24 protein-coding genes, 1 tRNA gene and 1 pseudogene are annotated in these 26236 nt (G+C 59.6%); 12 read left to right on the top strand and 14 right to left on the bottom strand.

Annotated features, from left to right (window positions below):
* Positions 1 to 14 precede the first annotated feature (14 nt).
* Positions 15 to 968 (top strand): LysR family transcriptional regulator, encoded by a 954-nt coding sequence (locus KI241_RS18900; RefSeq protein WP_212802873.1) that lies wholly within the window; start codon positions 15 to 17, stop codon positions 966 to 968.
* Between the two features lie 49 nt (positions 969 to 1017).
* Here the strand turns inward: KI241_RS18900 and KI241_RS18905 are convergent, their stop codons facing one another.
* From KI241_RS18905 to KI241_RS18920, 4 genes are all read right to left on the bottom strand, one after another.
* A complete protein-coding gene (locus KI241_RS18905; RefSeq protein WP_042731619.1) occupies positions 1018 to 1974 on the bottom strand; it encodes a 2-hydroxyacid dehydrogenase in 957 nt (318 codons plus the stop codon).
* A 92-nt stretch (positions 1975 to 2066) separates the two neighbouring features.
* Positions 2067 to 2825, bottom strand: coding sequence for an SDR family oxidoreductase (locus tag KI241_RS18910; RefSeq protein ID WP_042731620.1), 759 nt, complete (start codon positions 2823 to 2825; stop codon positions 2067 to 2069).
* Between the two features lie 41 nt (positions 2826 to 2866).
* Positions 2867 to 3559, bottom strand: a complete 693-nt coding sequence (locus KI241_RS18915; RefSeq protein WP_212802874.1) for a fumarylacetoacetate hydrolase family protein — start codon at positions 3557 to 3559, stop codon at positions 2867 to 2869.
* A 99-nt stretch (positions 3560 to 3658) separates the two neighbouring features.
* Complete coding sequence (locus KI241_RS18920) at positions 3659 to 5008, bottom strand: MFS transporter (protein WP_042730343.1); 1350 nt, start codon at positions 5006 to 5008, stop codon at positions 3659 to 3661.
* A gap of 567 nt (positions 5009 to 5575) precedes the next feature.
* Between KI241_RS18920 and KI241_RS18925 the strand changes: the two genes are divergently transcribed.
* From KI241_RS18925 to KI241_RS18935, 3 genes are all read left to right on the top strand, one after another.
* The gene (locus tag KI241_RS18925) at positions 5576 to 6508 is read left to right on the top strand and encodes an AraC family transcriptional regulator (RefSeq protein ID WP_042730342.1); all 933 of its coding nucleotides are present in this window, start codon (positions 5576 to 5578) and stop codon (positions 6506 to 6508) included.
* 181 nt (positions 6509 to 6689) lie between these two features.
* Positions 6690 to 7748: an alpha/beta hydrolase gene (locus tag KI241_RS18930; RefSeq protein ID WP_212802875.1), complete on the top strand. Its 1059-nt coding sequence runs from the start codon at positions 6690 to 6692 to the stop codon at positions 7746 to 7748.
* A 193-nt stretch (positions 7749 to 7941) separates the two neighbouring features.
* Entirely contained in the window at positions 7942 to 8757 is an 816-nt protein-coding gene (locus KI241_RS18935) for a DUF1206 domain-containing protein (RefSeq protein ID WP_042730340.1), read from the top strand.
* 7 nt (positions 8758 to 8764) lie between these two features.
* Here the strand turns inward: KI241_RS18935 and KI241_RS18940 are convergent, their stop codons facing one another.
* A complete protein-coding gene (locus KI241_RS18940) occupies positions 8765 to 9244 on the bottom strand; it encodes a nuclear transport factor 2 family protein (protein ID WP_042730339.1) in 480 nt (159 codons plus the stop codon).
* A 409-nt stretch (positions 9245 to 9653) separates the two neighbouring features.
* On the opposite strand from KI241_RS18940, the gene KI241_RS18945 reads away from it, so the two are divergent.
* Positions 9654 to 11306, top strand: coding sequence for a hypothetical protein (locus tag KI241_RS18945; RefSeq protein WP_042730338.1), 1653 nt, complete (start codon positions 9654 to 9656; stop codon positions 11304 to 11306).
* 417 nt (positions 11307 to 11723) lie between these two features.
* Here KI241_RS18945 and KI241_RS18950 read toward each other — a convergent pair.
* Positions 11724 to 11953: pseudogene (locus KI241_RS18950) on the bottom strand (terminase); the annotation flags it as partial.
* Here KI241_RS18950 and KI241_RS27865 point away from each other — a divergent pair.
* From KI241_RS27865 to KI241_RS18965, 3 genes are all read left to right on the top strand, one after another.
* The gene (locus tag KI241_RS27865; protein ID WP_123578488.1) at positions 11940 to 12092 is read left to right on the top strand and encodes a DNA cytosine methyltransferase; all 153 of its coding nucleotides are present in this window, start codon (positions 11940 to 11942) and stop codon (positions 12090 to 12092) included. The pseudogene KI241_RS18950 and the gene KI241_RS27865 overlap by 14 nt on opposite strands.
* A gap of 766 nt (positions 12093 to 12858) precedes the next feature.
* Positions 12859 to 13779 carry a trypsin-like serine protease gene (locus tag KI241_RS18960; RefSeq protein ID WP_152622925.1) on the top strand — a complete coding sequence of 307 codons (921 nt, stop codon included), beginning with the start codon at positions 12859 to 12861 and terminating at the stop codon, positions 13777 to 13779.
* Positions 13776 to 14753, top strand: coding sequence for a hypothetical protein (locus tag KI241_RS18965; RefSeq protein ID WP_152622924.1), 978 nt, complete (start codon positions 13776 to 13778; stop codon positions 14751 to 14753). The genes KI241_RS18960 and KI241_RS18965 overlap by 4 nt, the downstream gene beginning before the upstream one ends.
* Before the next feature lie 667 nt (positions 14754 to 15420).
* On the opposite strand, the gene KI241_RS18970 is transcribed toward KI241_RS18965, so the two are convergent.
* Positions 15421 to 15510, bottom strand: a tRNA-Ser gene (locus tag KI241_RS18970).
* Between the two features lie 307 nt (positions 15511 to 15817).
* On the opposite strand from KI241_RS18970, the gene KI241_RS18975 reads away from it, so the two are divergent.
* The 3 genes from KI241_RS18975 (at position 15818) to KI241_RS18985 (ending at position 18583) form a co-directional block, all read left to right on the top strand.
* Positions 15818 to 16507, top strand: a complete 690-nt coding sequence (locus KI241_RS18975; RefSeq protein ID WP_042730335.1) for a crotonase/enoyl-CoA hydratase family protein — start codon at positions 15818 to 15820, stop codon at positions 16505 to 16507.
* A gap of 248 nt (positions 16508 to 16755) precedes the next feature.
* Positions 16756 to 17478, top strand: a complete 723-nt coding sequence (locus KI241_RS18980) for a 1-acylglycerol-3-phosphate O-acyltransferase (protein ID WP_042730334.1) — start codon at positions 16756 to 16758, stop codon at positions 17476 to 17478.
* A gap of 133 nt (positions 17479 to 17611) precedes the next feature.
* On the top strand, positions 17612 to 18583 hold the full coding sequence (locus tag KI241_RS18985) for a magnesium and cobalt transport protein CorA (RefSeq protein ID WP_042730333.1): 972 nt from the start codon (positions 17612 to 17614) through the stop codon (positions 18581 to 18583).
* A gap of 102 nt (positions 18584 to 18685) precedes the next feature.
* Here KI241_RS18985 and KI241_RS18990 read toward each other — a convergent pair whose 3' ends face one another.
* From KI241_RS18990 to KI241_RS19000, 3 genes are all read right to left on the bottom strand, one after another.
* Positions 18686 to 19417: an amidotransferase gene (locus tag KI241_RS18990; protein WP_042730332.1), complete on the bottom strand. Its 732-nt coding sequence runs from the start codon at positions 19415 to 19417 to the stop codon at positions 18686 to 18688.
* Between the two features lie 86 nt (positions 19418 to 19503).
* Complete coding sequence (locus KI241_RS18995) at positions 19504 to 21648, bottom strand: 3-hydroxyacyl-CoA dehydrogenase NAD-binding domain-containing protein (protein ID WP_212802876.1); 2145 nt, start codon at positions 21646 to 21648, stop codon at positions 19504 to 19506.
* 24 nt (positions 21649 to 21672) lie between these two features.
* Complete coding sequence (locus tag KI241_RS19000; RefSeq protein WP_212802877.1) at positions 21673 to 22878, bottom strand: acetyl-CoA C-acetyltransferase; 1206 nt, start codon at positions 22876 to 22878, stop codon at positions 21673 to 21675.
* Positions 22879 to 23473: 595 nt separating this feature from the next.
* Between KI241_RS19000 and KI241_RS19005 the strand changes: the two genes are divergently transcribed.
* Positions 23474 to 24280, top strand: a complete 807-nt coding sequence (locus tag KI241_RS19005) for a cytochrome c (protein ID WP_212802878.1) — start codon at positions 23474 to 23476, stop codon at positions 24278 to 24280.
* Between the two features lie 110 nt (positions 24281 to 24390).
* Here KI241_RS19005 and KI241_RS19010 read toward each other — a convergent pair whose 3' ends face one another.
* The 4 genes from KI241_RS19010 to KI241_RS19025 all read right to left on the bottom strand — a co-directional run bounded on the left by KI241_RS19010 (position 24391) and on the right by KI241_RS19025 (position 26219).
* On the bottom strand, positions 24391 to 24732 hold the full coding sequence (locus KI241_RS19010) for a ribonuclease E inhibitor RraB (RefSeq protein WP_042732242.1): 342 nt from the start codon (positions 24730 to 24732) through the stop codon (positions 24391 to 24393).
* A gap of 200 nt (positions 24733 to 24932) precedes the next feature.
* Positions 24933 to 25169: a hypothetical protein gene (locus tag KI241_RS19015; protein WP_042732241.1), complete on the bottom strand. Its 237-nt coding sequence runs from the start codon at positions 25167 to 25169 to the stop codon at positions 24933 to 24935.
* Between the two features lie 138 nt (positions 25170 to 25307).
* A complete protein-coding gene (locus tag KI241_RS19020) occupies positions 25308 to 25916 on the bottom strand; it encodes an START domain-containing protein (RefSeq protein WP_042732240.1) in 609 nt (202 codons plus the stop codon).
* A gap of 48 nt (positions 25917 to 25964) precedes the next feature.
* Positions 25965 to 26219 carry a YkgJ family cysteine cluster protein gene (locus KI241_RS19025; RefSeq protein WP_042732239.1) on the bottom strand — a complete coding sequence of 85 codons (255 nt, stop codon included), beginning with the start codon at positions 26217 to 26219 and terminating at the stop codon, positions 25965 to 25967.
* Positions 26220 to 26236 lie beyond the last annotated feature (17 nt).

Here is a 26236-nt window from a genome sequence, read left to right on the forward strand (position 1 = left end):
AGGTAGTTTTTGTTATGGCCAGAAACGATCCGCCAGACCAGGCGCTGATGAAAATGCCTTCGTTCAAGGCCATGAGATCCTTCGTGGCGGCCGCCCGGTACCGCAACTTCACCCGTGCGGCCGAGGCGTTGTGCGTCACCCAGGCGGCCATCAGCCGACAGATCCGTGACCTGGAAACCTACCTGGGCACCGAGTTGCTCATCCGCAACGGCAGAGAACTCAAGCTGACGCCGTCGGGCGCCGCGCTCTTCGATGCAGCGCAGTTATCGCTGCTCAATATCTTCCAGGCCACGGAACGGATCCGCCGGGAGAAAAGCGACAAGCACGTCCTGACCCTGTGCTGTACCCCCGCATTGTCGACGCTTTGGCTGGCCCACCGGCTGAAGGACTTTTTCAGCGCCAACCCCGACATCGACCTGAAGGTCATCACCACCCAACATTTCCTGGCCATGGAGTCGGGCATCAACCCGGACCTGTTCATCGCCAAGTTCAACGACCACTGCCCCGGCTACCTGCGGGTGCCGTTGCTGCACGAAGTCGTCTATCCGGTGTGCACCCCACGCTATCTCCAGGCCCACCCGGAACTGGGAACACTTGCCGGCCTGCGCAGCAACACGTTGCTGGACCTCAACCCCCATGGCCGTTCGCAACTCTCGGAGCTGATCGACTGGAACGTGTGGTTCGCCTACCAATCCCACGACCTGCAACTGTCGGTGTCGGACAGCCCGCAATCGTTCAGCAGCAACGACTACAGCCTGCTGGTGCAAATGGCCCTGGATGACCAGGGCGTCGCGCTGGGCTGGGACCATTTGGTCCGGCACCTGGTGCAACAGGGCCGCCTGGTCCGACCCGTCCCGCAAGAGCTGGCGCTCAGGGAGTCGATCCAGTACCTGATGATCAACGAAGACAAGGTGGATGATCCGGCGTGCAAACGCTTGAAGGCGTGGCTGGTGGATCAGTTCCAATAGCGTGCGTGACGACCTCGGGAAGCCTGTGCTCCCTGAGGTCGCCCGACATTCAGCCCGTCACACAGCCCTGCGGCACCTTCCCGGCAAAACTGTCCACCAGGCTGGCCACCACCATTTCGCCCATGCGCGTGCGCGTTTGCAGCGTCGCGCTGGCCCGATGAGGCTGCAGCACCACGTTTTCATGGGCGAACAACGCCTCGGGCACGTTGGGCTCATCGACGAACACATCCAGCCCGGCACCGGCGATGTCACCGGCAGCCAGCGCCGCCACCAGGTCGGCCTCGTTGACCAGTTTGCCCCGGGCCACGTTGATCAGGTAGCCGCCCTTGCCCAACGCTTGCAGCACGCGTGCGTCAATGATGGCGTGGGCGTTGTCGGCGGCGGCCGCCAGGATCAACGCGTCGCTGTCGGCCGCCAAAGCCTTGAGATCGGCAACGAAGGTATAGGGCACGTCGCTCATCGGCTGTAGATCGGTGTAGCTGATCGGGCACCCGAACGCCGCTGCCCGGCTCGCCACGGCGCGACCGACCCGCCCCATGCCGACGATGCCGATGCGCATGCCGGAGACCTGGCGCGCCAGTGGCAACGGGGCCAAGGGCGTCGGGCTCTGCGGCCATTGACCCGAGCGCACGTAGCGGTCACCGGTGCACAGGCCACGGCACACGCCGATCAACAGGCCCATGGCCAGGTCGGCGACGTCCTCGGTCAACGCGCCGATGGTGGCGGTCACGCGGATGCCGCGATCCCTGGCGTAGGCCAGGTCTACCGCGTCGGTGCCCACGCCGTTGACGGCCACCACTTCCAACTTGGGCAGTTGCTCCATGACAGCCCGGCTGATGCCGGTGTGCCCGCCGGTGATGACCCCGCGGATGTTGGCGCCATGCGCCTGCAGATACGCCGGTTTATCGGCCTGTTCGAAATAGCGCCGCACCGTGAACAGCTCGCTGAGCCGGGTGTTGATTTCAGGGATCAGGATCGGGCTGAGCTGCAAGACTTCTGGCTTCATGTGGACCTCGTGTCGCTAAATAAAAAAATCGATCGAGCACCTTGCTGCTCGCGTACGGCGTGCTGGATGCCATTCATGAGCAGCGTTACGGCTCAACCGCGACCGGCAAACGGCATGGCCGTGGCCATGACGGTCATGTTCAGGACGTTGGCCGACAACGGCAGGCCGGCGATGTAGCGCACTGCGTCGGCCACGTGCTTGACGTCCACCATCGGCTCGACCGCGATGGTGCCGTTGGCCTGGCGCACGCCCTTGGTCATGCGCACCGACATCTCGGTGAGGGCGTTGCCGATGTCGATCTGACTGCAAGCGATGTTGTACTCGCGCCCGTCCAGCGCCAGGGATTTGGTCAAGCCCAGCACCGCATGCTTGCTGGCGGTGTAGGCACTGCTGAACGGCCGCGGGGTGTGGGCCGAAATCGAGCCGTTGTTGATGATCCGCCCGCCCTGGGGCTGTTGCCGGCGCATCAGGCCGAAGGCGCCACGGGCGCAGAGGAAAACCCCGTTGAGGTTGGTGTCGATCACGTTGCGCCATTGCTCGAACGTCAATTCATCCAGTGGCACCGCCGGCGCGTTGACCCCGGCATTGTTGAAGACGACGTCCAGGCGTCCGTAGACCTCGGCGATGGTGGCGAACAGTGCATCGACACTGGCCGGGTCACGCACGTCGGTGGGCACGGCCAGGGCCTGGTGCCCCTCGCTCGCCGCCGATTCGACCAGCGCCTGCAAAGGCTCCGGCCGCCGACCGGCCAGTACCAGGGTGTAGCCGTCAGCCAACAGCCCCAGGGCCACCGCACGACCAATTCCGCTACCGGCACCGGTGACCAAAGCCACTTTCAATGGGTGGGACATAGTGTTCCTTCCTTTCTCGAATCAGTTGACGCGCGCAGGGCTCAAGGCCGCTGGCCGACGCGCATTTCCAGTTGGCCGAGGCCATCGATGCCGGCGTTGATGACATCGCCCGGCTCCAACAGGTCCACGCCTGCCGGGCTCCCGGTCATGATCAGGTCGCCGGCCCGCAGCGCCACCGACTGCGAGATCCGGCTGATCACTTCACTGACCGACCAGATCTGGCTGTCGAGGCTGTCGCGCTGGCGCTCCTGGCCGTTCACGCTGAGCCACAATTCACCTTCGGGGTGCCCCGCCCGCGAGACCGGCACGATGGCGGTCATCGGCGCTGCGGCCTCGAATACCTTGGCGCCTTCCCAGGGCAGGCCGTTGCGCTTGGCCCGGCGCTGGACATCACGCCGGGTCAGGTCGAGCCCGACGGCGTAGCCCCAGACATAGGCCAGCGCCTGGTCCTCGGGAATATTCGCGCCACCTTCGCCGATGGCCACGACCAGTTCGATTTCGTGAACGAATTCCTCCGTCACCGGCGGGTACGGCACTTCACCGACCGCATCCACCACACTGCTGGCCGGCTTCATGAAGAACACCGGTGGCTGGCGGTTCTGGCCCTGGGTGTCGGGCCACGGGTAGTTGCGACCGACACAAAACACCCGGCCGACGGGAAAGCGTTGCGCAGTGCCGACCACCGGCAAGGTCACTGGCAAGTCCGGGGTAAAGACGTACTCGGGCATGTTCATCCTGATAAAAGTCCTCTTGGTTGCGTCAGCGTACGGCGGCAATCCGTGGCGAAGTTGGAGGAATGCCGCCTTGTCTTGGAGAAAAACGGTTTTCTTGGCTCAGCGCGTCCGCAGTTCGATGCGGTACAAGCGGCCGAGCAGCAGCGAATAGGACAACGTGCCCATCAGTGCCACGCCGCCAATGAACCAGAACGCCAGGGCAAACGAGCCGGTGCTGTGGACGATCGCGCCGATCACGATGGGCGTGACGATGCCGCCGATGTTCGCCGCCAGGCTGGTGATGCCTCCGGTCAGCCCGATCAGTTCCTTGGGCGCCACCTCCGACACCGCCGCCCACGAGGACGAGGCAATGCCCTGGGCGAAGAAGGCGACGGTCAGGATGGCAATGCAGATCACGTTCGAATCGGTGAAATTGACCAGCACGATGGACATGCCCAGCATCGACCCGACCACCAGCGGCAACTTGCGTGCAAAGGACAGCGAATAGCCGCGACGGATCAACAGGTCGGAGATGATCCCGGCCAGCAGGATGCCGACGGTCGCGCCCACGAACGGCAGCACGGCGAAGATTCCGGCCTTGATCATGGTCAGTTGGCGTTCTTCGATCAGGTACGTCGGGAACCAGGTAAGGAAGAAGTACAGCGCCGAGGTGCTGGCGAACTTGCCAATGCAAATTGCCCAGACCTGCCGATAGCTGAACAGCTCGGCAATCTGCCGCCAGTTGAAACGGGTGCGTTCCTGGCTGCTCTTGACCAGCCCACCGCCGGCTTCGATGTACTTGAGTTCCTGCGGGCTGACTTTCTTGCAGTTCATCGGGTCGCGATAGAGGTACAACCAGGCCACCCCGAAGACGATACCGAGGGCGCCGGTGCTGTAGAACACATGCCGCCAGTCGTAGGTGGTGGCCAGCCACAGCAGCGCACCGGTGAACAACGCCGTGCCCAGGTATTGGCCACAGACATAGATGCTGCTGGCCATGCCCCGCTCCCGCGCCGGGAACCACACCGTGACGGCCCGGCTGTTGGCTGGAAACGCTGGCGCCTCCATCGCACCGACCGCCAGGCGCAAGCCGAACAACGAGGCGAACCCGGTGGCAAAGCCCTGGCACACGGTGACCGTCGACCAACTGATCAACGACACCCCGTAGGTGAACCGTGAGCCGAAGCGATCGGCAATGAACCCGGCGGGAACCAGGGCGAGCGCATAGGTCCAGGCGAAGGCGGAAAAAATCAGGCCCATCTCGATCTTGTCCAGGCCCAGGTCCTTGGCCAGGAAAGGCGCGGCAATCGAGATGTTGACCCGGTCGATGTAGTTGATAATGGTCGCGATCAACAGCAACGACAACATGAACCAGCGTCGCCGTGACGGCAGTCGCCCAGGCACTGCGGCGTCCCGGGCGGCGGCGATCACCGGCGCCGAGGCGGTCTGGGAGGTGTGGGAATTCGACATGGGTGGACCTCGTTATTGTTAGAAGCGTCGAAATATCTACGAGCAGCCGAAGCCATTGCCCTCGATGTCGGGGCAGCACAATCGCTACTGGAATAAGGAAATGCGAACAGCCTGTGTCAGGCGGGCGAAGATGCCTGGCGCCAGGGGTTGCCGGGGGAAACGGCAGGAGAATCTGCCAACGATGGGAACCACGTCATGATGAGCGCACCTCTGGATTGTTTTTGGATAAAGGTCGGGTTGCGTGGCACCTACAGTGGTCGTACAACCTTGCAAAATCAACCGAGGCGTTAGATCGTTTTTTTCGAAGAAAGCCCTGACGATGGGCCCTGTCCAAGAAAATGCAAAACCGCCGGTTTTTCCATGATCTTTTACGATCAAAGTTAACCAACTGTTTTATAAAGAAAAATATTAAGAGACTGGCCTTTCTGGTTTTGGACACTCGCCTTGCGTCCAAGCAGGGCAGAAAATCACCGCCCTGCGCATCTCATCGTATAACTTCTTGAAAACTCGCCAGATGCACCGTCACAATCACCGTCATCGCCATGCCCCGCAGAGGATTCCCAGGAGATGCCAGCACCGAGCCGAGTCCCCACTTATGTCATGCAGCAACGCAGCGAACTGACGGACTTCTACATACGTGACAAGAAAGGCCGGCGCGCTGAAACAAGCCCCCATCGGCACGAGTATTTCCAGATCCAGATCAACCTGGGCGGCGATACGGTGCAGCACATCGGCAACGTCGAGCGTCCGTTCCCGCGCAACACCCTGGCCTTCATCCTGCCCCACCGCGTGCATGTGATCCCGCATCCGGCCAACAGCAACTTCATGGTGATCAATTTTTCCCAGACCTTCCTGTTGCCGCACCTGCAGTGCGACCCGATGGACCTGGAGGAAGTCTCGATCCTCCTGGCACCGGAGCTGTCGCCGTTCCGCTTTCAGGAGCACTTGGACTTCATCCTGGCCGACGAGGATTTCGCCCGGGTCTGCGGCCTGATCGAGCAGATGCGCGTGCTCGATGAACACCGCCAGTTCGGCACCCGCGAAATGCTCAAGGGTTTGCTGTTGCAACTGATCGGCAGCGTCTGTGCGCTGTACGCCGAACCGCTCAAGCGCTTGGCCGAGGAAAATGCCGCTGAAGTCAGCCGCCGCGATGCGTTGGGCCGCATGTCCGAATACCTGCGCAAGAACATCGCCGATCCGGACCTCAACCTGATCAAGGTGGCCGCCGCGACCTACCTGTCCCCCACGTACCTGACCCACTGGCTGCGCAAGGAAATCGGCAAGACGTTCACTGAGCTGGTGCTTGAGCGACGGATGCACGCCGCCCGCAATTACCTGCTCAACGGAACGCGCCCGGTGGGCGAGGTGGCGCGCCTGTGCGGGTTTGCCGATGAGGCCTATTTCTCCCGGCGCTTTCGCCAGATCCACGGGCAGCCGCCGGGACAGTTCAGGAAACAGCAGTTGAATCCGGACACGCCTCAGTTGCCGTTGAACACCTGATACGCGGCGAGCGGGCTGCGTGCATGTATCGCTTTGTATCAGGCAGGCTTCCCGGTACATAACCTTTCACCCAGCCCCCTGGCCCGACACAGCCCGGATACCTCGTCGCGTTCAAATGTCTCCACGGTTTGAAGGGGTTCGACCAGCACCCCTGGCCACGACACGCGACGGAGGCATCACCATGAACAAGGCATTGCAGCACAGCACACCCCAGCGTCACCTGCTCGGCTCATCGATTCTGGCGCTCGCCCTGTTCGGCGCTTTCGGCGCAGCCAACGCGCAATCGGTAACCGCGGCGCAGCCCGCCTCGACCGAAGCGAGCGCTCCCCAGGCAACGCCCTCGCCCTTCGGCCCGCTGAAGCATTTAAAGGCCGGCTTGCTGAACGTGGCGTATGCCGAGACAGGTCCGGCGGATGGGCCGGTGGTGATCCTCCTGCACGGCTGGCCCTACGATATCCACAGTTATGACCAGGTCGCTCCCCTGCTGGCCGCCAAGGGCTATCGGGTGTTGATGCCGTATGCCCGAGGCTATGGCGATACACATTTCCTGTCCGCCACCACGCTGCGCAACGGCCAGCCGGCCGCGCTGGCCAGCGACGTCATCGATTTCATGGATGCACTGAAGATCCCGCACGCCGTGCTGGGCGGCTACGATTGGGGCGCACGCTCGGCGGACATCGTTTCGGCGCTGTGGCCGGAACGGGTCAAGGCCCTGGTGTCGGTCAGCGGCTACCTGATCGGCAACCAGGCGGCCGGCCAGAACCCGCTGCCGCCCAAGGCCGAGTTGCAATGGTGGTATCAGTTCTATTTCGCCACCGATCGCGGCCGCGCCGGGTATGCGAAGAACACCCACGATTTCGCCAAGTTGATCTGGCAAACCGCTTCGCCGAAGTGGACGTTCGACGACGCCACGTTCGACCGCAGCGCCAAGGCCTTGGAAAACCCCGACCATGTCGACATCACCGTCTTCAACTACCGCTGGCGCCTCGGGCTGGTCAAGGGTGAAGCCCGCTACGAGGCACTGGAGCAGAAACTGGCCACGGCGCCGGCCATTAGCGTGCCGACCATCACCCTGGAGGGCGATGCCAACGGCGCACCGCACCCGGCGCCCGAGGACTATGCCAAGCGCTTCACCGGCAAATACGAGTTCCGGTTGATCAACGGCGGCATCGGCCACAACCTGCCGCAGGAAGACCCGCAGGCCTTCGCCAAGGCCGTGATCGATGCCGATCATCTGTGAGGCCAGGCCGAACGTCGGGGAAAACAGCGCCGGGTAGCGCCTGAGGCACCCGGCGCTGGAGCCCAGGGCAACCCTGCGGGAGCGGGCGCCATCGACCCGGGTGAGCGGCGCTGGGGTTTCGCCCGCAACGCCAATCGAACCCCTCGCAACACCATGGGTCTGCTCCTGTATCACGTCTACGGAATCGCAACCCATGTCCCCACACCAGAGCCTGGTTTTGCTGGCCCGCGGTGGCTATGCCGCTCGTGGCGTCATCTACCTGATCATCGGCCTGTTCGCCCTGCTCGCCGCCAAAGACTCAAGCAACCCGAAAGACAGTCACAAGAGCCTGGAAGCGTTGCTGAGCCAACCTTTCGGCCACGCGCTGGTGGGACTGGTGGTGGCAGGGTTGCTCGCTTTCGCCGGCTGGCGCGTGTTGCAAGCCACCCGCGATGTCGACCACCACGGCCACGATCTCAAGGGCTGGGTCATTCGTGCAGGCTTGTTCGCAGGAGGCCTGGTCAACGGTGCGCTGGCATTCTTCGCATTGAGCCTGCTCATCAGCGGCCTCAGGCGGTCGAGCGGCTCCGGCGGTGATCACACCCCCGACCTGCTCGCCCGCCTGCTGTCCTGGGACCACTCGAACCTGCTGATTTACCTGATCGCCCTGGTGCCGCTGGGTGTAGGCATCGCGCACATCATCAAGGGCTGGAAAGCATCGTTCGAAAAGTACTTTGAAGTTGACGAAGACGTCATGCGTTATGTGCGCCCCGTGTCGCGCTTCGGCCTGGTCGCGCGTGGCGTGGTCTTCATCGAGATCGCCCTGTTGTTGATGGTCAGCGGCTCGGCCTACAAGGCCATGGACCCACCGGGGATGAAAGAGGCCCTCAATGCGCTTCAGAACCTGCCGGCCGGCGGTGTAGCCCTGATGGTGATGGCCTTGGGCTTGATCGCTTTTTCGGTCTACAGCTTTTCCGAAGCCGCCTGGCGCAAGATCAACATGGACGTGCCTGGAGTGCCGGACACCTGACACTGGCTTATTGCTGTGCAGGTTCCACGCGACGCATAAGATCGTTCAGCGCATACGTGTCGAGAAAAGCCTTTACCTCGGTGATCTGCCCCTGCGTGAATGTCATGTGCCATAGGTACGTGTTGTTATAGGGTTTACGATCCAGTGCGGTTGCCTGGCCGCTCCACAGCACGACCACAACGTCGTCTTCGGCAACAATGCTTTGAACGGTGGGCGAAATAGGCGTCGCCAACCGAGCACTGATCGGCCGTACGGCTTGTTCCATTAAATCGGCCTTGCTCTTGTACACGCCCGACACAGGACTGGATCCGGCGACCGTCCATGTGGCATTGGGCGCCAATAGATCGAACACGGTGCCTTTGCCTTGCTGCCAGTTCGTGAATGCCTGGCGCAGTCGATCTGCATTGGCGTTTTCCGACGCCCAGGCTGAGCTCATTGAAAGAGCCAGCGATAGTGCGATAGCTAGAGGGCGCAAAGCCGAACTCATCCGAGTGGTCATGTTGTTCTCCCAACAATGCCGTTGATAGGAAGTCGCAGGAAAACCTTAACGGCATGCGCCGGGCCCCTGTAGCTCGATACTGTTGCGTATTTGCCTGATGCTGCCTGGAGAGGAGTGCTGGCGCGATTGGAAACCGGACACAACGTTGCCGACCTAAAGCCAGCTATCGCCGATTCATCCAAGCCCGCAAGGGGTTTCTCAGCCAAACCGTTCAAGTGGAATAAAACCGCTCTCCTTTGGAACGTTTCTTCCGTCATCGCCACTCAGGGCAAGGATATCGCCGCTCATAGCGTCCAGATCGAGATGTGTCGGGGCGGGGGAAATGATGGCGGGTGGGCGCGTAGGCCACCGAATTCATTTGCATGCTTCTATCTGCCGATCACCAGAGGGTAATGCCATGGATACGATTAATGTGAGTGCAAACCGCGAGATGACGCGTGTACCTGATGAGCTACAGCCCGATGCAGCGCCACAGGTCTCCCACTCTCCCAACCTCGGCCCTACCGGGCTGGCGATGAGCAGCCGGCTTCAAGACCATTTCGAGGCTCACCTGGAGAGAGATGCCGACTCCGGCCACCCCCTTGCCGCGACCGCAAGCCCCCACAACAGGGAGCTGAACGCGATTCGCGATGACCGTGCCCAACGGTTAGAGGCGAAGGGCTATAACGTCCATGACATGGAGAAGGTGGAAAAAAACGCGGCCAGAGCCGACAGACTGTTTGCATCAATAAAGTCGGGGATGGGGGGGACGCCCTTTGCAGCGCTTACCGAGGCAGGTAATTTCAGTCCGTCCATCCTTCAGGTAGGGGGCCAGCATGCCAATACCGTACGCCAAGCGGCGATAGAGAACGCTATGTCATGCTTGTATGCCGGTATGGCTGATGCTGCCGGCAACAAGATGATTGCAGGCCTCAAGCCGGGTTACTACCTTAAGCCCGATAGCCAAGCACTGCACCCGGCGCTTCAAGCGTCAGTGGCGCAAAAGCTGCTGGCCTTGGACAAAGGCCCATTGCGCAACGCCTTCGACGAAGCCAATAAGTGGCTTGTCGGGTTTGCCGTCCGTAATACTGCGATGTACGCATCGACGCTGGCCATGACGGCTGCCGGCCGAGAGGAGCTGGATGCCATCCTGCAGCCCGCCCTACGCCCCGTCACGGCTATCCTCGTGGGCATCGCAATTGAGCATTACGCTGTGAGCCGCGATCGCACGAACCACTTGGCCGAGCCAGCAATGCTTTATGGTCGGCGAGATGCTGTACCGCAGGGGCAGCCTCATAAGCCTCTTGATCAAGAGACCGAATGGCTGGATGACTTCGAGACTTTAAAGGATCTCGATGCCACTGCCCTGGTCAAGATGGTCTCCGCGCGGCTTGGTGAAGGCTCGGCTACAGCTCTGAATGCGATCATCAGCGGCGATGCCCTGAAAGAGATCCTGGACCCGGTCAGTGTCCTGGGAAATGGCCTCCTGACTGGGGGATTTTCTGCGATGGGCGCGGCTACAACCGCCACGGCCAACTTGGCCAAGTCCAGGCAACTGGGAGCAATGGCCGCTACCGCTGCCTCGGAGGGGGTAAAAAACGTATTGGGTACTCTGGCTTTCGGGCTGTGGGCAGCCGGCGCCTCGCTAGGTGGCTCATTACCGAAAAAAGCCACCGAGGCTGTCGATGCCCATGTACCCAAAGCAGTAGAAGGGAGCGCAGATGCCGTGGGCAGAGTGGCCGTCAAAGGCGGTGAGCTTGCACTCAAGACATCGCTCAGCGGCGCCAAGTTTGCCAAAGAGGTCGCTGTTTCAGGGGCCAGCCACACCAAAAGTGCAGTTCAAGCGGCAGGGGATGGAGTCATCAGCGCCGCTGGCGTCATTGGCTCCACCTCCCAATCGGCTTGGGACAAAAGCATTGGAGCGCTGAGGCAACGCACGGTGGCCTCCTCCCAAGGCCCAGCCGTTCAAGGTCAGAACATACTCCTGCAGCCGCTCACCGCTGCGCAGACCCCAGCAACGTCCTCAGCGCCCACACGCCCCGCCGCCCAGGATGATGGAGACATTGTGTAAGGCCCGCTGGCGCCTTTAGTTCCGAGGGGAAAGCACGGATATGGACCGCCTCGGCTTGGCGCGAACAGGGTCGCTCGGTTCCGGATCGCTTTTTTCAGACGCCAAAAACCACAAACCCCCGACTTTCTCTAGGAAAATCGGGGGTTGTGTTTATAGAATTTGGCGGTGAAGGAGAGAGTTGAAAGCACCCGATTGGGATTTTCGCGATGTCGCCCCCCGATTTATAAGGGTTTCAGGGCGATAGTTTGCGCGCAAGTATTCCCATGGCAGTCCCATGGAATCTGTTCGGCACCAAGGGGCACGGTCGCGTAAGCAGACTATTGCGTTTTTGGGGAGCAGCGTCGGCAGTGGGTAACTTTAGTAACTCACTCGTGTTTTTATGAACATCCAGAAAGCCTTGAGAGCAGAAATAACCGTTTAAGTCTCAACGGTATTGGCAGCGGTCTGCCCTTCGAGCGGTTCGTTCTGCAATGCGTGGAAGTAGGTGAACTGGCGGCCGCCTGGGTAATGGTCTTGCGGATTGCCATGAGCGACTGGGCCATGTCGTTCCAGCCGGCATCGAACTCCAGCCTTCCCTTATGGATCACCTCGTAGGCCTTCAACACCAAGCGGGTTTTAACCTCGGGCGAGTAGTTGAAGGTGGTCACAGCCCGGGCTGTGCTTGCCGATCGATTTACCCATGCACGCCAGTTCGAAGACATGCGTCAATGCGGCACCCATAACCTCACCCCGGTGGATATCCTCACCGCCGGTTTCTCCTGCCAGCACATCAGCATCGCCGGATGAAGGGAAGCAATCAGGCCACCCGAGGGCTACGCAGCGGCCTGTTTTGGGAATCCTCAAAGAGATACAACCTGGCTGGGTGGTCCTTGAAAACGTCGTTAACTTGCTCGCTGTCGACGATAGCGAAGACTTTGAGACAGTCATTCGGGCCCTTGCGGACTGGGGCATGTGGGATTTTGCCGAGTGCTTAATGCTCAATATTTCGGAGTCCCCCTGCAACGTCGTCGAATATTCCTGGTCGCCGGTTATCGACGCATGCCTTCTTCGAGTTCCTAGCTGACGCCGCGCCAGTGGACGCAATACCTCCAGCGTCTCGCTCGAGACGATGGCCATGCCCCGCGGACGCCTGGGCTGCCAATACTCTATTGGCAAACAAGGCCGGATACCAAATCGCTTAGGGCTGTACCACTTTCGTCGCTCACCCGAACGGGTGGGATCAGATAGTTGAGCGGCAACGAGCGTCTGAAATGATGGGGTTTGCATCGGACTGGATGCGGCCAACCTTGAAGAGGTTTTCAGTGCCGGAAACGCCGTTTTACGCAGGTTGCGGAGTGGGTTGGGCGGGAGCTGATGAGGAATTGACGTATCAAAAATATTTGGTCTGCAGCAGATGCGTAGCGGACTTTTAGTCAGACCACGGCAGTCAAATTTTAATTTTTCATAAATTTCAATAACTTACATAAAATAAAAAACATTACATTATTTCCCATCAATAATTTGACACTTCTCTGATTCCAGCTTTAATCAATCTCAACCAGAGAGGTGTTAAATGAGAAAACAATCGGTTTATACAGCCTGCCTCTTGCTTGCCTTTACTGGATCAACACTAGCGATTATGAAAATCGCTTATGTACCTTATAAAACAATGGGAAAAAACAACCTGCCGGTTTTGTTCGGCCATACATTCACCAACGAATACAACCCTTCAGCCTCCACCAAATTCGACCCTCAAAAATACACTCAGATAATTGCAGAGGCTACACAATTGGGATGCAGAGGAGGAGATGGACTTTCAACGCAAACGAACAAGCCACACGCAGTGCTAAGCTGTTTTCAAAAAAATAATGGCGAGGATAAAAAAACAACAATAATATACAACAAACTCAAAGATGGGATTACATCAATCACCTTTGACAACAGCCATTTCTGCATGGCCTCCTATGCTGGAAATGGAAAATGGGTTACTGCAGGACATTGTTTTTCCGGCAAAACAGAGCCCTATGAAAACTACAAAATCCTTCTAGACAAAGCCTACTCCATCAAAGTCACCAACTGCGGCCCACTTAATTGTGACATAGCAACAGTAGAAGCGATTGGGAGCAAACTTTCTGAAACCCCTCCTGCCCCCATCATTGGTGATTTAAGCTCAGTATCAGAAGAAACACCTTTATTCATACCGGGCATAGAAATAGGAACAAAAATTCCGGGCAACAACCTTCAAGGAGTGTCACAGGTTGTGATGTGGAGCAAAATTAAAAACGCTTGCATTCCCTATGAAGTAAAACATGGATGCATAGCCTACACATGCAGCACGCTGACTGGCTTTTCTGGATCACCTGTTTACTCCATAAGCGCGGATTATCCCAAGCTTGTTGGCGTGCACTCTGGCGTCGAGCTTGGTGGTAGTTGTACCAACCATACCGTAAACCTAGCAGTAACTACTGACATTTTCGCGGGGATGCTAAAATGAAAAATGGCTTACTGATACTTTCCTCAGCTCTGCTGGCTTCCTGCAGCTGGGGCCCTAAAACCGTGAGCACTAAAAGTTACGATATCTCCGATATACATCGTAATGAATCAATAGAAGAACTTAGGGTTTTTACCAAGATCGGGGAAAAATGCGCTACAGAAACCCTAGGCAAAGAGACAGTCCTTCCCTTGGGGGCGGTAGTCCTTGGTTCAGCCATAAAACAAATTGCGGCTTACGGAAAAGAGCAAGTTGATATCGCGATAAAATACCTACAAGGCGACGTCAAAATATCCGGAAAATCGCTTTTAAGCAACGCAAATATGACCCCTGCGCCAGCACCGACTCCTTCGCCAAAATTATGCATGCTTGCAATATATGGAACATTCAAAACGACCCCTACATCAGATGACAAAAACAAGACAATACAGACCTTTAAAAAAATCCAAATCCAAAATAAAATTGATGAACGAGACAACGTTTTTATAGAAGACCTCAAAGAGTATGAGATGGCCGGAGTAAACTCAGAAAACCCTGTCGACAGCCTAATAGGCAATCCGGTATTTATGGTAGAAATGAAAGCCTACGTAGTGACGGGATCTGATCCTTCCTCCTCCAAATACTTGTATAAAGTTACTCCTACCTTTTTGTGGTACCCACACTCATTGCACAAAGGGGTATTTCAACGGGCCAAACGCGATCTCAGCGTAGAAGTAGCGTTTGCAGATGTTAAATCCATTTCTCCCCTAGATGGATTTCCTGCCGGGTTTATGTATAAAGGGAGCGATTTTGCATCTCGGTTTTCATTGGTTGAAGGCAGCAAAAGCGCGACTGTTAACGTCGTGAGCGTTACAGTAATCGAAGGACCTGACAAGGTTCCTACAGATAAAGCTCTCGCTATTGTTAACGACGCCATTAAGGCGAAAGCCGAGGAACTCTCCAAGGAAATCGAGGACAAAAACAAACCCGAACAATAAAAATTAGACTAATGCCGAATATACAACCCAGCTTGAGATCGTTTATCTCATGGCCTAATTTCTAGGCGGACTCGAGGGGATCAGTCGACGAACGTGAAAATTTTTCCGACATCGACCCTATCGAAGAGACTGACCAGATGAGGTTGAGCGCTTCCCTGCGGCGAAAACCGTAACCGCGCAAGGCGATTCGCGAGCGGTGCCCGAACCTGCTTTCCGAAAACGAAAAAAGACGCCTACCGCGTCTTTTTTCTACTCCCAGCGTTTTGTTGTCGTAGGCTGCCGCATGTGGTCTTACCGCAATACGAAGCCCATTTGGCCCAGCAATCGAGGCGGCTTGTCAGAAATAGGAAAGGCCTCACCCTGAGTATAGGTGGGACCCTTTATTTGCTAATAATCACCAAAGCCTCGACGAAACGCCTGCGGGTGCTGACACGACCGCATGAGAGTCGATTGCACTTGTTGGCCGAGGTCTACCGCTTCTCCCCAAAGTCAAACGCCCTCATCCAGATCGGACTATCTCTCCAAAAAGTGAAGCTAGCGCACACGCTTCGGCACTCCTAGGGACGAAAACACCCTCATATTTCCCCATATCGCCCTTTTCCAGACGCCAAAAACCACAAACCCCCGACTTTCTCTAGGAAAATCGGGGGTTTGTGTTTGTAGAATTTGGCGGTGAAGGAGAGATTCGAACTCTCGATACAGTTTCCTGTATACACACTTTCCAGGCGTGCTCCTTAAGCCACTCGGACACTTCACCGTGTCTCGGCAAACTGTTCAGTCTGTCGAGGCGCGCTAATGTAGTCGAAAGGCTTTCCGATGGCAAAGGTTTTTTTCAGAATTTTCATGCGGTTAAGGTGTTCGGGCATTTCAAACGCGTCGGAACATGGCAAACCGGCCAATCTCCGGGTGTGCGTGGGGATGAGACCAGGGATGAAGGTAAGGCCGGATGGGCAAGCCAGAGAGTTTGTCGATGCCAGGGCTGACCGGTGAGTCAGTCACGGCGCTTTACCTGGCCTGCGGCGGTGGGTAACGTCTGCCTCACTTCTCTTACAAGGAATAGCGTGATGAGCGACCTGATTGGCTACCATCTCGAAGACGGTATCGCGACCCTGACCTTGAACAACGGCAAGGTGAATGCCATCTCGCCCGATGTGATTGTCGCGCTCAACGCTGCGCTGGACCAGGCGACGGCGGATCGGGCGGTGGTGATCATCACCGGGCAACCGGGGATCCTGTCCGGTGGCTATGACCTGAAGGTCATGACGGCCGGCCCCCAGCAAGCGGTGAGCCTGGTCACGGCCGGCTCGACGCTGGCCCGTCGCCTGTTGTCGCACCCCTTCCCTGTCGTCGTCGCGTGCCCGGGGCATGCCGTGGCCAAGGGCGCGTTCCTGCTGTTGTCGGCGGACTACCGCATTGGCGTGGACGGACCGTTCAGCATCGGCCTGAATGAAGTGCAGATCGGCATGACCATGCACCACGCCGGTATCGAGCTGGCCCGTGACCGCTTGCGCAAGTCGGCCTTTCACCGCTCGGTGATCAACGCCGAGATGTTCAACCCGCAGGACGCGGTGGGTGCGGGCTTCCTCGACAAGGTGGTGTCGGCGCAGGAACTGCAAGAAGCCGCGCTGGAGGCGGCGCGTCAGTTGAAGAAACTCAACATGACCGCCCACAAGAACACCAAGTTGAAGGTGCGCAAGGCGCTGTTGGAGACACTGGACAGTGCGATCCTGCAGGATCAGGAACACTTGGGTTAACCCCTTCCACCAGCCAACATGGCTGGATCAACCCCTTGGCGAAGGATCATGCGCCTTCGCCACGGTCCTCTGTCGACTTTTCCCACCTGCCCTGTTTAAAAATCAGCGACCGGCTTAGCCTGTTTCCGCCATGCCTTCGGGGAGCGTTCCCCGTGAACGTCGTCCATCTCCTACCTCTATAGGGACAATTGCCGAAAACAGTGCACAACCGTACACTGCGCCCACTTTTGTCCCAACAGGGCCTGTAGATGCTGTTTTTACTGCGTATGTTGTTGATGGGACTGCATTTTGTCCTGGCAGGTGTGCTGGGGTTGATCCTTGGTATCTGCCGGCCGTTCAACCCGGACAACAGCCGTCTGTGCGCCCGGCTGTACGCGCTGCCGGCGATGTGGATCCTGCGCCTGCGGGTCAGGGCCGACGTCACCTCGTTGATGGATAAACCCCCGAGCTGCGTGATCATAGCCAATCATCAATCCAACTATGACCTGTTCGTGTTCGGCAACGTGGTGCCGTACCGTACCGTGTGCATTGGCAAGAAGAGCCTGAAGTGGGTGCCGCTGTTCGGGCAGTTGTTCTGGTTGGCCGGCAACGTGTTGATCGACCGTGGCAATGCCATCAGGGCACGCCGGGCGATGCTGACCACCACCCATACGCTGCAACATGAGGACACCTCGATCTGGGTGTTCCCGGAAGGCACACGCAACCTCGGGGCCGACCTGCTGCCGTTCAAGAAAGGCGCCTTTCAGATGGCCATCGCGGCCGGGGTGCCGATTATCCCGGTGTGCGTGAGCAACTACGTCAAGCACATGCACCTCAATCGGTGGCGCAGCGGTGATATCTTCATACGCTCATTACCGGCAATTCCTACAGCCGGGCTGAGCATGGATGACATGCCTCAGCTCATCGCCCAGTGCCGTGAACAGATGCGCGAGTGCATCGCCTCGCTGGACCGGCAAGCGCAAACCGCTTGAGTGCAAACCCGCCTGATGGCGGGTTTTCTTTTGCCCGCGGAAACTCGGCAGATTTTGCTGACTCTCAAATGACAGCGCACGCTAAGCTGGACGTTGCGTGCCACTGCCATTTTCCAAGAAGTGAACCATCACCATGGGTAGAGTCGTTGCTGCTGCGGTATACAGCGCCGGTAAGAAAGTCACCAATATCACCCTCGACGAAGGCAGCGCCTGGGCTGCGAAACCTGGCCATTTTGTCTGGATCGGTCTGGAAGAACCCAGCGCCCAGGAGCTGAACAACTTGCAACGCCAGTTCAACCTGCACGAACTGGCCATTGAAGATGCGATGGAAAAGCACAGCCGCCCCAAGCTGGAAACCTTCGGCGATGCCCTGTTCATCGTGACCTATTCGCCGATTCGCAAGGACGGCAAGTTGCAGTTCATCGAGACGCATATCTTTGCCGGCAAGGGCTACATCATCACCGCCCGCAACGGCCACTCGGCATCCTACGCCCACGTCCGACAACGCTGTGAGGCGCGTCCACTTCTGCTGGAGCACGGGGAAGATTTCGTGCTCTACGCCATCCTCGATTTCGTGATTGAAAACTACCAGCCGATGGGCGAAGCCATTCATGCCGAGATCGATGAACTGGAGCACCACGTGCTGTGCAGCGCCTTGAACGAGCGGGACATCCAGAATCTGCACAGCCTGCGCCGTGACGTGTTGCGCCTGCGTCGTTATGCGGCGCCGATGGTGGAGATCAGCGAAGAGTTGCAGAAGCTCAACTTCCCGTTCATCGACAAGAACATGCGCCCATACTTCCGCGACGTGCAGATTCACGTCACGCGGCAGATGGAGGACCTGACGACCCTGGCGGACATCGCCAGCCAGACCATCGAAGTCGGTGTACTGCTCGAGGCCTCACGCCAGAGCGTGGTCCAGCGCAAGTTCGCGGCGTGGGCGGCGATCCTGGCGTTTCCGACGGCGGTGGCCGGGATCTACGGGATGAATTTCCAGGACATGCCGGAGTTGAGCTGGCACTACGGCTACTTCACGGTGCTGGGGGTGATTACCATTGGGTGCACGGCATTGTGGGCCAGCTTCAAGCGCTCGGGTTGGCTGTAGCGGTTCAGCCCGCGGCGCGGGGATTGGGCCGACCTCTTCGCGAGCAGGCTCACTGCCACAGTGACTGGGGGTCACTGTGGCACTTGGGTCAGCCCAATGGCATCAACCCTGGGTCGCGGCCTCGGGCTTGTGGGCAACGAAGCGCATCATCCACTCCGCCACGGTCGTGCCATGGTGCTCCTGGTCGAGGCTGGCCACGCCCTGGCTGTAGACCTGCTCGCCCAGGTGCTGCTGCCGAAGCTCCAGCAAGGCGCGGGAGTAATCGTGGATGAATTCCGGATGCCCCTGGAAGCACAGCACCTGGTCGTTGATGTGGTAGGCGGCGTACGGGCAGAAATCGCTCGAAGCGATCACCGTGGCGTTTTCGGGCAATTCGGTGACCTGGTCCTGGTGGCTGATCAGCAGCGTCAGTTCTTCTTTCACCGGGCTCATCCACGGCGCCTTGGCGGCGAGTTTGTAGCGATGGGTGCCGACACCCCAGCCCTGGGTGGCGCGCTCGGTCTTGCCGCCCAGCAGCAAGGCCAGCAATTGATGACCAAAGCACACGCCGAGCAGCTTGTCGCCCCGCTGGTAGCGGTCCAGCAGGTAGGTCTTGAGGGTTTGAATCCAAGGGTCGGTGCCAAAGGAGTCGGCCTTGCTGCCGGTCACCAAATAAGCGTCGAACTGTTCGCTATCGTCGGGGTAATGCCCCTCCATCACGTTGTACACGATAAATTGCGCCGCGATGGGCTGCTGTGAAAACAGCCGCTGGAACATCTGCCCGTACCCCTGATATTGGTCGACAAGTTCCGGACGCAGGATATCGGTTTCCAGAATGCAGATGCGTAACGACATAAAAAATACCTGACACGTGATGGGAATATTGCACACCCCAGAGCCTGCCCTGAAACACGGTCCCAAGGCAAGCCCCTCACGGCGTCTCAGAACAGTTCCTGGCGAGCGACTTTTTCCAACAGCAGGGCCGGCGGCGAGAAGCGTTCACCGTACTGCTCGGCGAGGTATTGGGCGCGAGCGACGAAATCCGGCAAGCCGTACTGATTGATGAACTGCAAGGCGCCACCGGTCCAGGCCGCAAAGCCGATGCCGAAGATCGAGCCGACGTTGGCATCGGCGGTCGACGTGAGCACACCTTCCTCCACGCAACGCACGGTTTCCAAGGCTTGGATAAACAGCAGGCGATCGCGGACATCCTGCGGTGAAATCTGCCCGTCGGCTTGCTCGAAGCGGCTCTTGAGACCCGGCCAGAGATGCTTCGACCCGGTGGTCGGGTAATCATAGAAACCACCGCCCGCGGCCTTGCCCGGTCGCTTGTATTCGTTGAGCAGCACGTCGATCACGGCGAAGGCCGGGTGTTCGCTCGGTGCTGTCCCTTCGGCCTGCAGGTCCTTGGCGGTTTGCACGCGGATATGGCTCATCAGGCTGAGGGACACTTCGTCAGAGACCGCCAGGGGACCGACCGGCATCCCGGCCTTGCGCGCCTCGGTCTCGATCATCGGCGCGCTCACACCTTCGCCGAGCATGGCGATGCCCTCGCTGGTATAGGTGCCGAACACCCGGGAGGTAAAGAAGCCGCGGCTGTCGTTGACCACGATCGGCGTCTTGTTGATCTGCAGGACAAAGTCGAAGGCCTGCGCCAAGGTTTCATCGCCGGTGCGTGCCCCCTTGATGATCTCCACCAAGGGCATTTTCTCCACCGGGCTGAAGAAATGCAGGCCGATGAACCGGCTCGGGTCAGGCACCGCCGTGGCCAGGCCGGTGATGGGCAAGGTCGAGGTGTTGGAAGCGATCACCGCCTCAGGCCCCGCCACGGCCTGGGCGGCCGCCGACACCTGAGCCTTCAAGGCGCGGTCCTCGAACACCGCCTCGATGATCAGGTCGCAACCGGCCAGGTCCGCGTCGCTGCCGGTGGCGTGGATCCGCGCCAGCGTAGCGTCGCGCTGCTCGACAGTGAGCTGGCCGCGGGCGATCTTCTTGTCCAGCAGCGCCGCCGAACGGGCCTTGCCCTTTTGCGCTGCGGCCAGGTCGACATCCTTGAGCACCACGTCGATACCGGCCACGGCGCTGACGTAGGCAATGCCGGCGCCCATCATGCCGGCCCCCAGGACGCCAACTTTCTTCGTCAGAGACTGCGCAAAACCGTGTGGGCGAGAGCCGCCAGCCTTGATCTCGTTGAGCTGGAACCAGAAGGTCCCAATCAGGTTCTTGGCCACCTGGCCGGTGACCAATTCAGTGAAATAGCGGGTTTCGATCAGGTGAGCGGTGTTGAAATCCACCTGGGCCCCCTCCACAGCCGCGCAGAGGATCTTCTCCGGCGCGGGCAGGCAGCCTTGGGTCTTGTTGCGCAGGATCGAAGGCATGATCGCCAGCATCTGCGCCATTTTTGGCTCGGTCGGCGTGCCACCTGGGATCCGGTAGCCCTTCACGTCCCATGGCTGGGCCACGCCGGGGTTGGCCAGGATCCAGGCCCGGGCCTTGGCCAACAGCTCGTCACGGTCTGCCGCCAGGGCGTCGATCAATCCTGCCTGCAACGCCTGTTGCGGACGAACCTTCTTACCTTCCAGCAGATACGGCAACGCCTGCTCCAGGCCGAGCAGGCGGACCATGCGCACCACCCCGCCGCCGCCCGGCAACAGGCCGAGGGTGACTTCCGGCAGGCCGATCTGCACCGACGGATGATCCAGCACCACCCGATGATGGCAAGCTAGGCAGATCTCCCAACCACCCCCCAGCGCCGCGCCGTTGATCGCCGCCACTACCGGTTTGCCGAGGGTTTCCAGGGTGCGCAATTGCGCCTTGAGATCCAGGACGCCGGCGTAGAACGCCTGGGCCTCGGGCTTGCCGACCTTGACCAGCTCGTTGAGGTCGCCGCCAGCAAAAAAGGTTTTCTTGGCCGAGGTGATGATCACGCCGGCAATTGACGCCTTCTCGGCGATCAGACGGGACAGGCAGGCCGCCATGGCCTCCCGGTACGCCGCATTCATGGTGTTGGCGCTCTGGCCCGGCAGGTCGAGGGTCAGGACGACGATCCGGTCGGCGCCGGTTTCGTAACGGATGGCTTCGGTCATGAAAAGTGTTCCTTGAAGTCGGGCTCAGAGGCGTTCGATGACGGTGGCAATGCCCATCCCGCCGCCGACACACAGGGTCGCCAGGCCATAACGCAGGCGCCGTGCCTCCAATTCATCGAGCAAGGTGCCGAGGATCGCGCACCCGGTGGCGCCCAACGGATGCCCCAAGGCAATGGAGCCGCCATTGACGTTGACCTTGGCGGGGTCAATGGCCATGTCCTTGATGAACTTGAGCACCACCGAGGCGAAGGCTTCGTTGACTTCGAACAGGTCGATGTCCTCCACCCGCAACCCGGCCTTGACCAAGGCCTTGCGAGTGGCCGGGGCCGGGCCGGTGAGCATGATGGTCGGGTCGGTGCTGGTGACGGCCGTGGCGACGATGCGCGCCCGCGGTTGCAGGCCCATTGCCCGCCCCTTGGCTTCGGAGCCGATCAACATCGCCGCCGCACCGTCGACGATGCCGGAACTGTTGCCCGGCGTGTGCACATGGTGGATGCACTCGACATGGCTGTAGACCCGCAGCGCGGTGCCGTCGAACCCCATCTGGCCCATGGCTTCGAAACTCGGCTTGAGCTGGCCCAGGCCTTCGAGCGTGGAGTCGGCACGAATGAATTCATCATGGTCCAGCAGCACAATGCCATTCTGGTCCCGTACCGCCACCAGGGACTTATCGAACGCTCCCTCAGCCCGGGCTCGCGCCGCCTTTTGCTGGGAATGCAGCGCATAGGCATCGACTGCCTCGCGGCTGAAACCTTCGAGCGTGGCGATCAGGTCGGCGCCAATCCCCTGGGGAATGAAATGACCGTGCAGGTTGGATTGCGGGTCCAATGCCCACGCGCCGCCATCGCTGCCCATGGGCACCCGGGACATCGATTCGACGCCGCCCGCCACCACCAGGTCCTCGAACCCGGAGCGCACCTTCATGGCCGCCAGGTTCACCGCTTCCAGGCCGGAGGCGCAGAACCGGTTGAGCTGTACACCCGCAACGCTGACATCCCAGTCGGCCACCAGCGCGGCGGTCTTGGCGATGTCGGCGCCCTGTTCGCCCACCGGCGTCACGCATCCGAGCACGATGTCGTCGACCTGGCTGGTGTCCAGGTCCATGCGTTGCTGCAAGGCGCCGAGCAAGCCGCCCATCAGGTTCACCGGCTTGACGCTGTGCAAGGCACCGTCGGCCTTGCCCTTGCCACGGGGCGTGCGCACGGCATCGAAAATCAAAGCTTGGGTCATGACGTCCTCGGGGCGTAATGCGAGGTCTTCACCATAAGCCCAACGGCGTCGGATTCAATGACCGCAGCGCTCAATGACGTTGACGGCCACGCTCAGACGAACGGTAGCGAGCTATCGGGTTAACCGTTTCAGGAGAGCGAGCTGTCTAGCCAAAGGGCCTTCAAGAAGGTGGCAATAGGCCTCATGCCGTTTTAATAGAGAAAATACAGCCATTGATACGAATTGGATCTAAGCCAAGCCGGCTGCGGCCCCTAATGTAATCCTTGTACAAGAAAGTCGTCGGGTTTTGCCGAGGCACTTGTCAAACAGGAAGTGCAACGCCAGCCGTCATGGAGATGCAGGCTGGCCTCAGGAAATAACAATAAAGGCGGGTCAGCCATGTTCAAACATTCGAAAGTTCGTCAAGCCGGGCTCATTCTCTTTGCCACGACGCTGCTGTTGATCTTGCCGAACATCACCAAGGTGATCGGCTGAGTCGTACGCGCGCCGCCTGCATCCAGACATCTGCATCACCAAAAAAGTAGCGGGGCTCGTTGTTCGGGTCGGGGTGGCTGTGCCAATCTTTGCGCTCCCCTCGACACGGAAGGCGACCCCCTTGAAAGCTCTCCTCATGATCGGGGCGCTGCTGCTCAGCACGCCCTTGTATGCCGCGCAGTTGGTGCTGGACCTCGGCGCGAATGCGCGCACCTGGCAAACCGAGGCCTTGCTCAAGCACCCCGAAGCCCGGACGATCCAGATCGCTGAGGACGTTTCCTACAAGAAGCCGATGACATATCGCGCCGTGCCGCTGGCGGCGCTGTTGACGGGGGTGCAGCCAAGCGATCATCTGCAGGCCGTTGCCCTGGATGGCTTCGCGGCAGAAATGCCCGCCGCGCCGCTGCTCGAACGCCACGGTGCGCGAGCCTGGCTCGCGATCGAAGACCCGGCCAGCCCATGGCCGCCGCTGAGTGAAGGCAAGTCCAGCGCCGGACCTTTCTACCTGGTCTGGACGGATCCCCAGGCGGGCCCCATCAGCCCCGAGCAATGGCCCTACGCAGTCGCCACCATCAAGCGCTTGCCGGCGGTGGCTGAACGCTTCCCTGCCCTGCTGCCGGCCGCCAGCCTGGCCAAGGACGACCCGGTCAACAAAGGTTTCGAACTGTTCCAGAAGCATTGCCTGGCGTGCCATCGACTCAACGGCGCAGGCGACGCGCAATTCGGGCCGGACCTGAACATCCCTTTCAATCCGACCGAGTACTTCTCCGGCGATTTCCTCAAGCGCTACATCCGTGACCCGCAAGGCCTGCGCCGCTGGCCCCAGGGCAAGATGCCGGGGTTTTCGGCGGCGGTGCTGCCAGATTCAGAACTGGACCTGCTGGTGGGCTACCTCAAGCACATGGCGGGGCGCAAGCAACCCCAATGACCCTGGCGCGGGCGGGCCGTGCTCGACAGCGGTTGCGGGGCCAGCCCGGGCCACACATGAAAACGGCCGACCCCAAGGTCAGCCGTTGTTCGGGTTACGCAGGTGGGCAATCAGCCCTGCAGGCGTCGGATCTCCTGCTTGACTCCCCACCCCTCGATGACGCCGCCCAAGGGTTCGACGACGGCCTCGAAATCTTGCTCGAAGTCTCCAATGTCATCGTAGGTCGCGTACATCACCCGGCTCAATTCCAACGACCATGCCCCGTCGTCCCGGGCACTGACCTGCGCGTTCAACGACTCGCCCCGAAATTGACCTGCCGCCCTGCGCGCCCGCTCCTCGTCCGGGAAAATGGCGTAGAACTCGATGGGATGGAATCGGGAAAAATCGAAACCGCCTTCTTTCATGCGGCGCAACACGTGGGTGCTGATGTCTTCTTGATAGGCTGTGCTCATGAAACGTCCTCCTAACAGATGGATAGACTTTCCGTCTTCCCGTGCGTGCCACCCGGAGGTTGCAGGCGATACGGCATCAAATTGCCGTCGGGACACAAGCATGTAGCTGACAAGACCGGACCTTGGCGATCCTTTCGCTGATCTCAATTGCAGAGTAGCTTCAAGTGATGGCCACTGCCAAGCGAGGCCAGCCAACGATTTCATGAAATCGATTTAATGCTGATGATTTCAATACTGTGCTGGGACTTGAGATTCTTGACCGTTGGGTCCTCGGTGCGCCCTTCCAGATCGTTGAGGTCCAGCTTTGCGGGCACCGGCAGCAGCTTTTCGCGAATCAATTGCGCCGCCTGCTCCATCGTGGGCTCCTGTTCATAGTCGAACTGCTCGGCGATGGCTTCGCCATGATCATCCACGAAAGTGATTTCCCACTTTTGCATCGGTGTCTCCTTGATCAATTCAGGGCCGGGATTACCTTTATCTCGACATTGAGGGCTGAACAATCGTTCCACCAGGCCGGTGGACGGCACACATGAAAAGACCGCCACGTGGGCGGTCTCGCGAGGCTCATGCGGCGATTATTTTTCGGCGCGGTCCCTCAGGGCTTTCAAGGTGTTGAACGGCGCATCCACCACGAACTTGTTCGCCAGCCAGGACGGTACATCGCCTCCTGGTTCGGTGTGGACCTGATAGGTCACCTCGATCTGGTCGGCGCCCTTGGGCGCGAACTTCCAATAGCCGTCGACCTGGGTGACGCGCACGAAACCCTTTTCTTCCGGCAGGTAGGTCGGCACGCCCTTGAGCTTGCGGGTCAGGCTGCCATCGGCGCCTTCTTCGGTGGTGACTTCCAACACCGAGTCCCGGGAGGTCACCGGCCATGGCGTGTTGAACTGGGTGTAGGTCCAGCTCTGATTGCCTTCGTGCTTGAGCAGCTTCTGGCTCTTGCATTCATGAATCCACGCACAGGCACCCGGCACGTCTTCCTGCAGGGCGCGCAGCTTGGCCATGGTGGTTTTCATCACGGTCACGCCGCGATAGGCCTTGTACTTGGAGCCGGCCACTTCGCTGAGCGAAACCTTGATGCCGTCCTGCTCCTTGGCGACCTGCCAGTCTTCCGCCTGAGCGGTTGCGGTTGCCATCAACACGGTCAACCCACACAACATGGCCATACGATGCAGCGAACCCATGGTTTTTTTCCTTATTGTTCGTTCATTTGAATTGCGCACAGTGCCCCATTACGCCGCCGTGACTTGCTCCCACCAGTCGATCAGGCGGATGGCTTCTTCACGGCTGCTGCCGCACACCTCGATGTCTGCCTGGAACCCCGAGCACACGGCCGGACGTTGCGGCTGACCGAAAATCAGGCACAGATTATCGACCGACAACTGCACGCAACGTTCTCCCGCCGGCTTGCCGTCGGGCATGCCAGGGATGGGTGAACTGATGGAAGGGGCGATGCAGCAGGCGCCACAGCCTTCACGGCATTTCATGCGACGACATCCTCACG

It is taken from the genome of Pseudomonas sp. Cab53 (assembly GCF_018325965.1).
Taxonomy (GTDB): domain Bacteria; phylum Pseudomonadota; class Gammaproteobacteria; order Pseudomonadales; family Pseudomonadaceae; genus Aquipseudomonas; species Aquipseudomonas chlororaphis_E.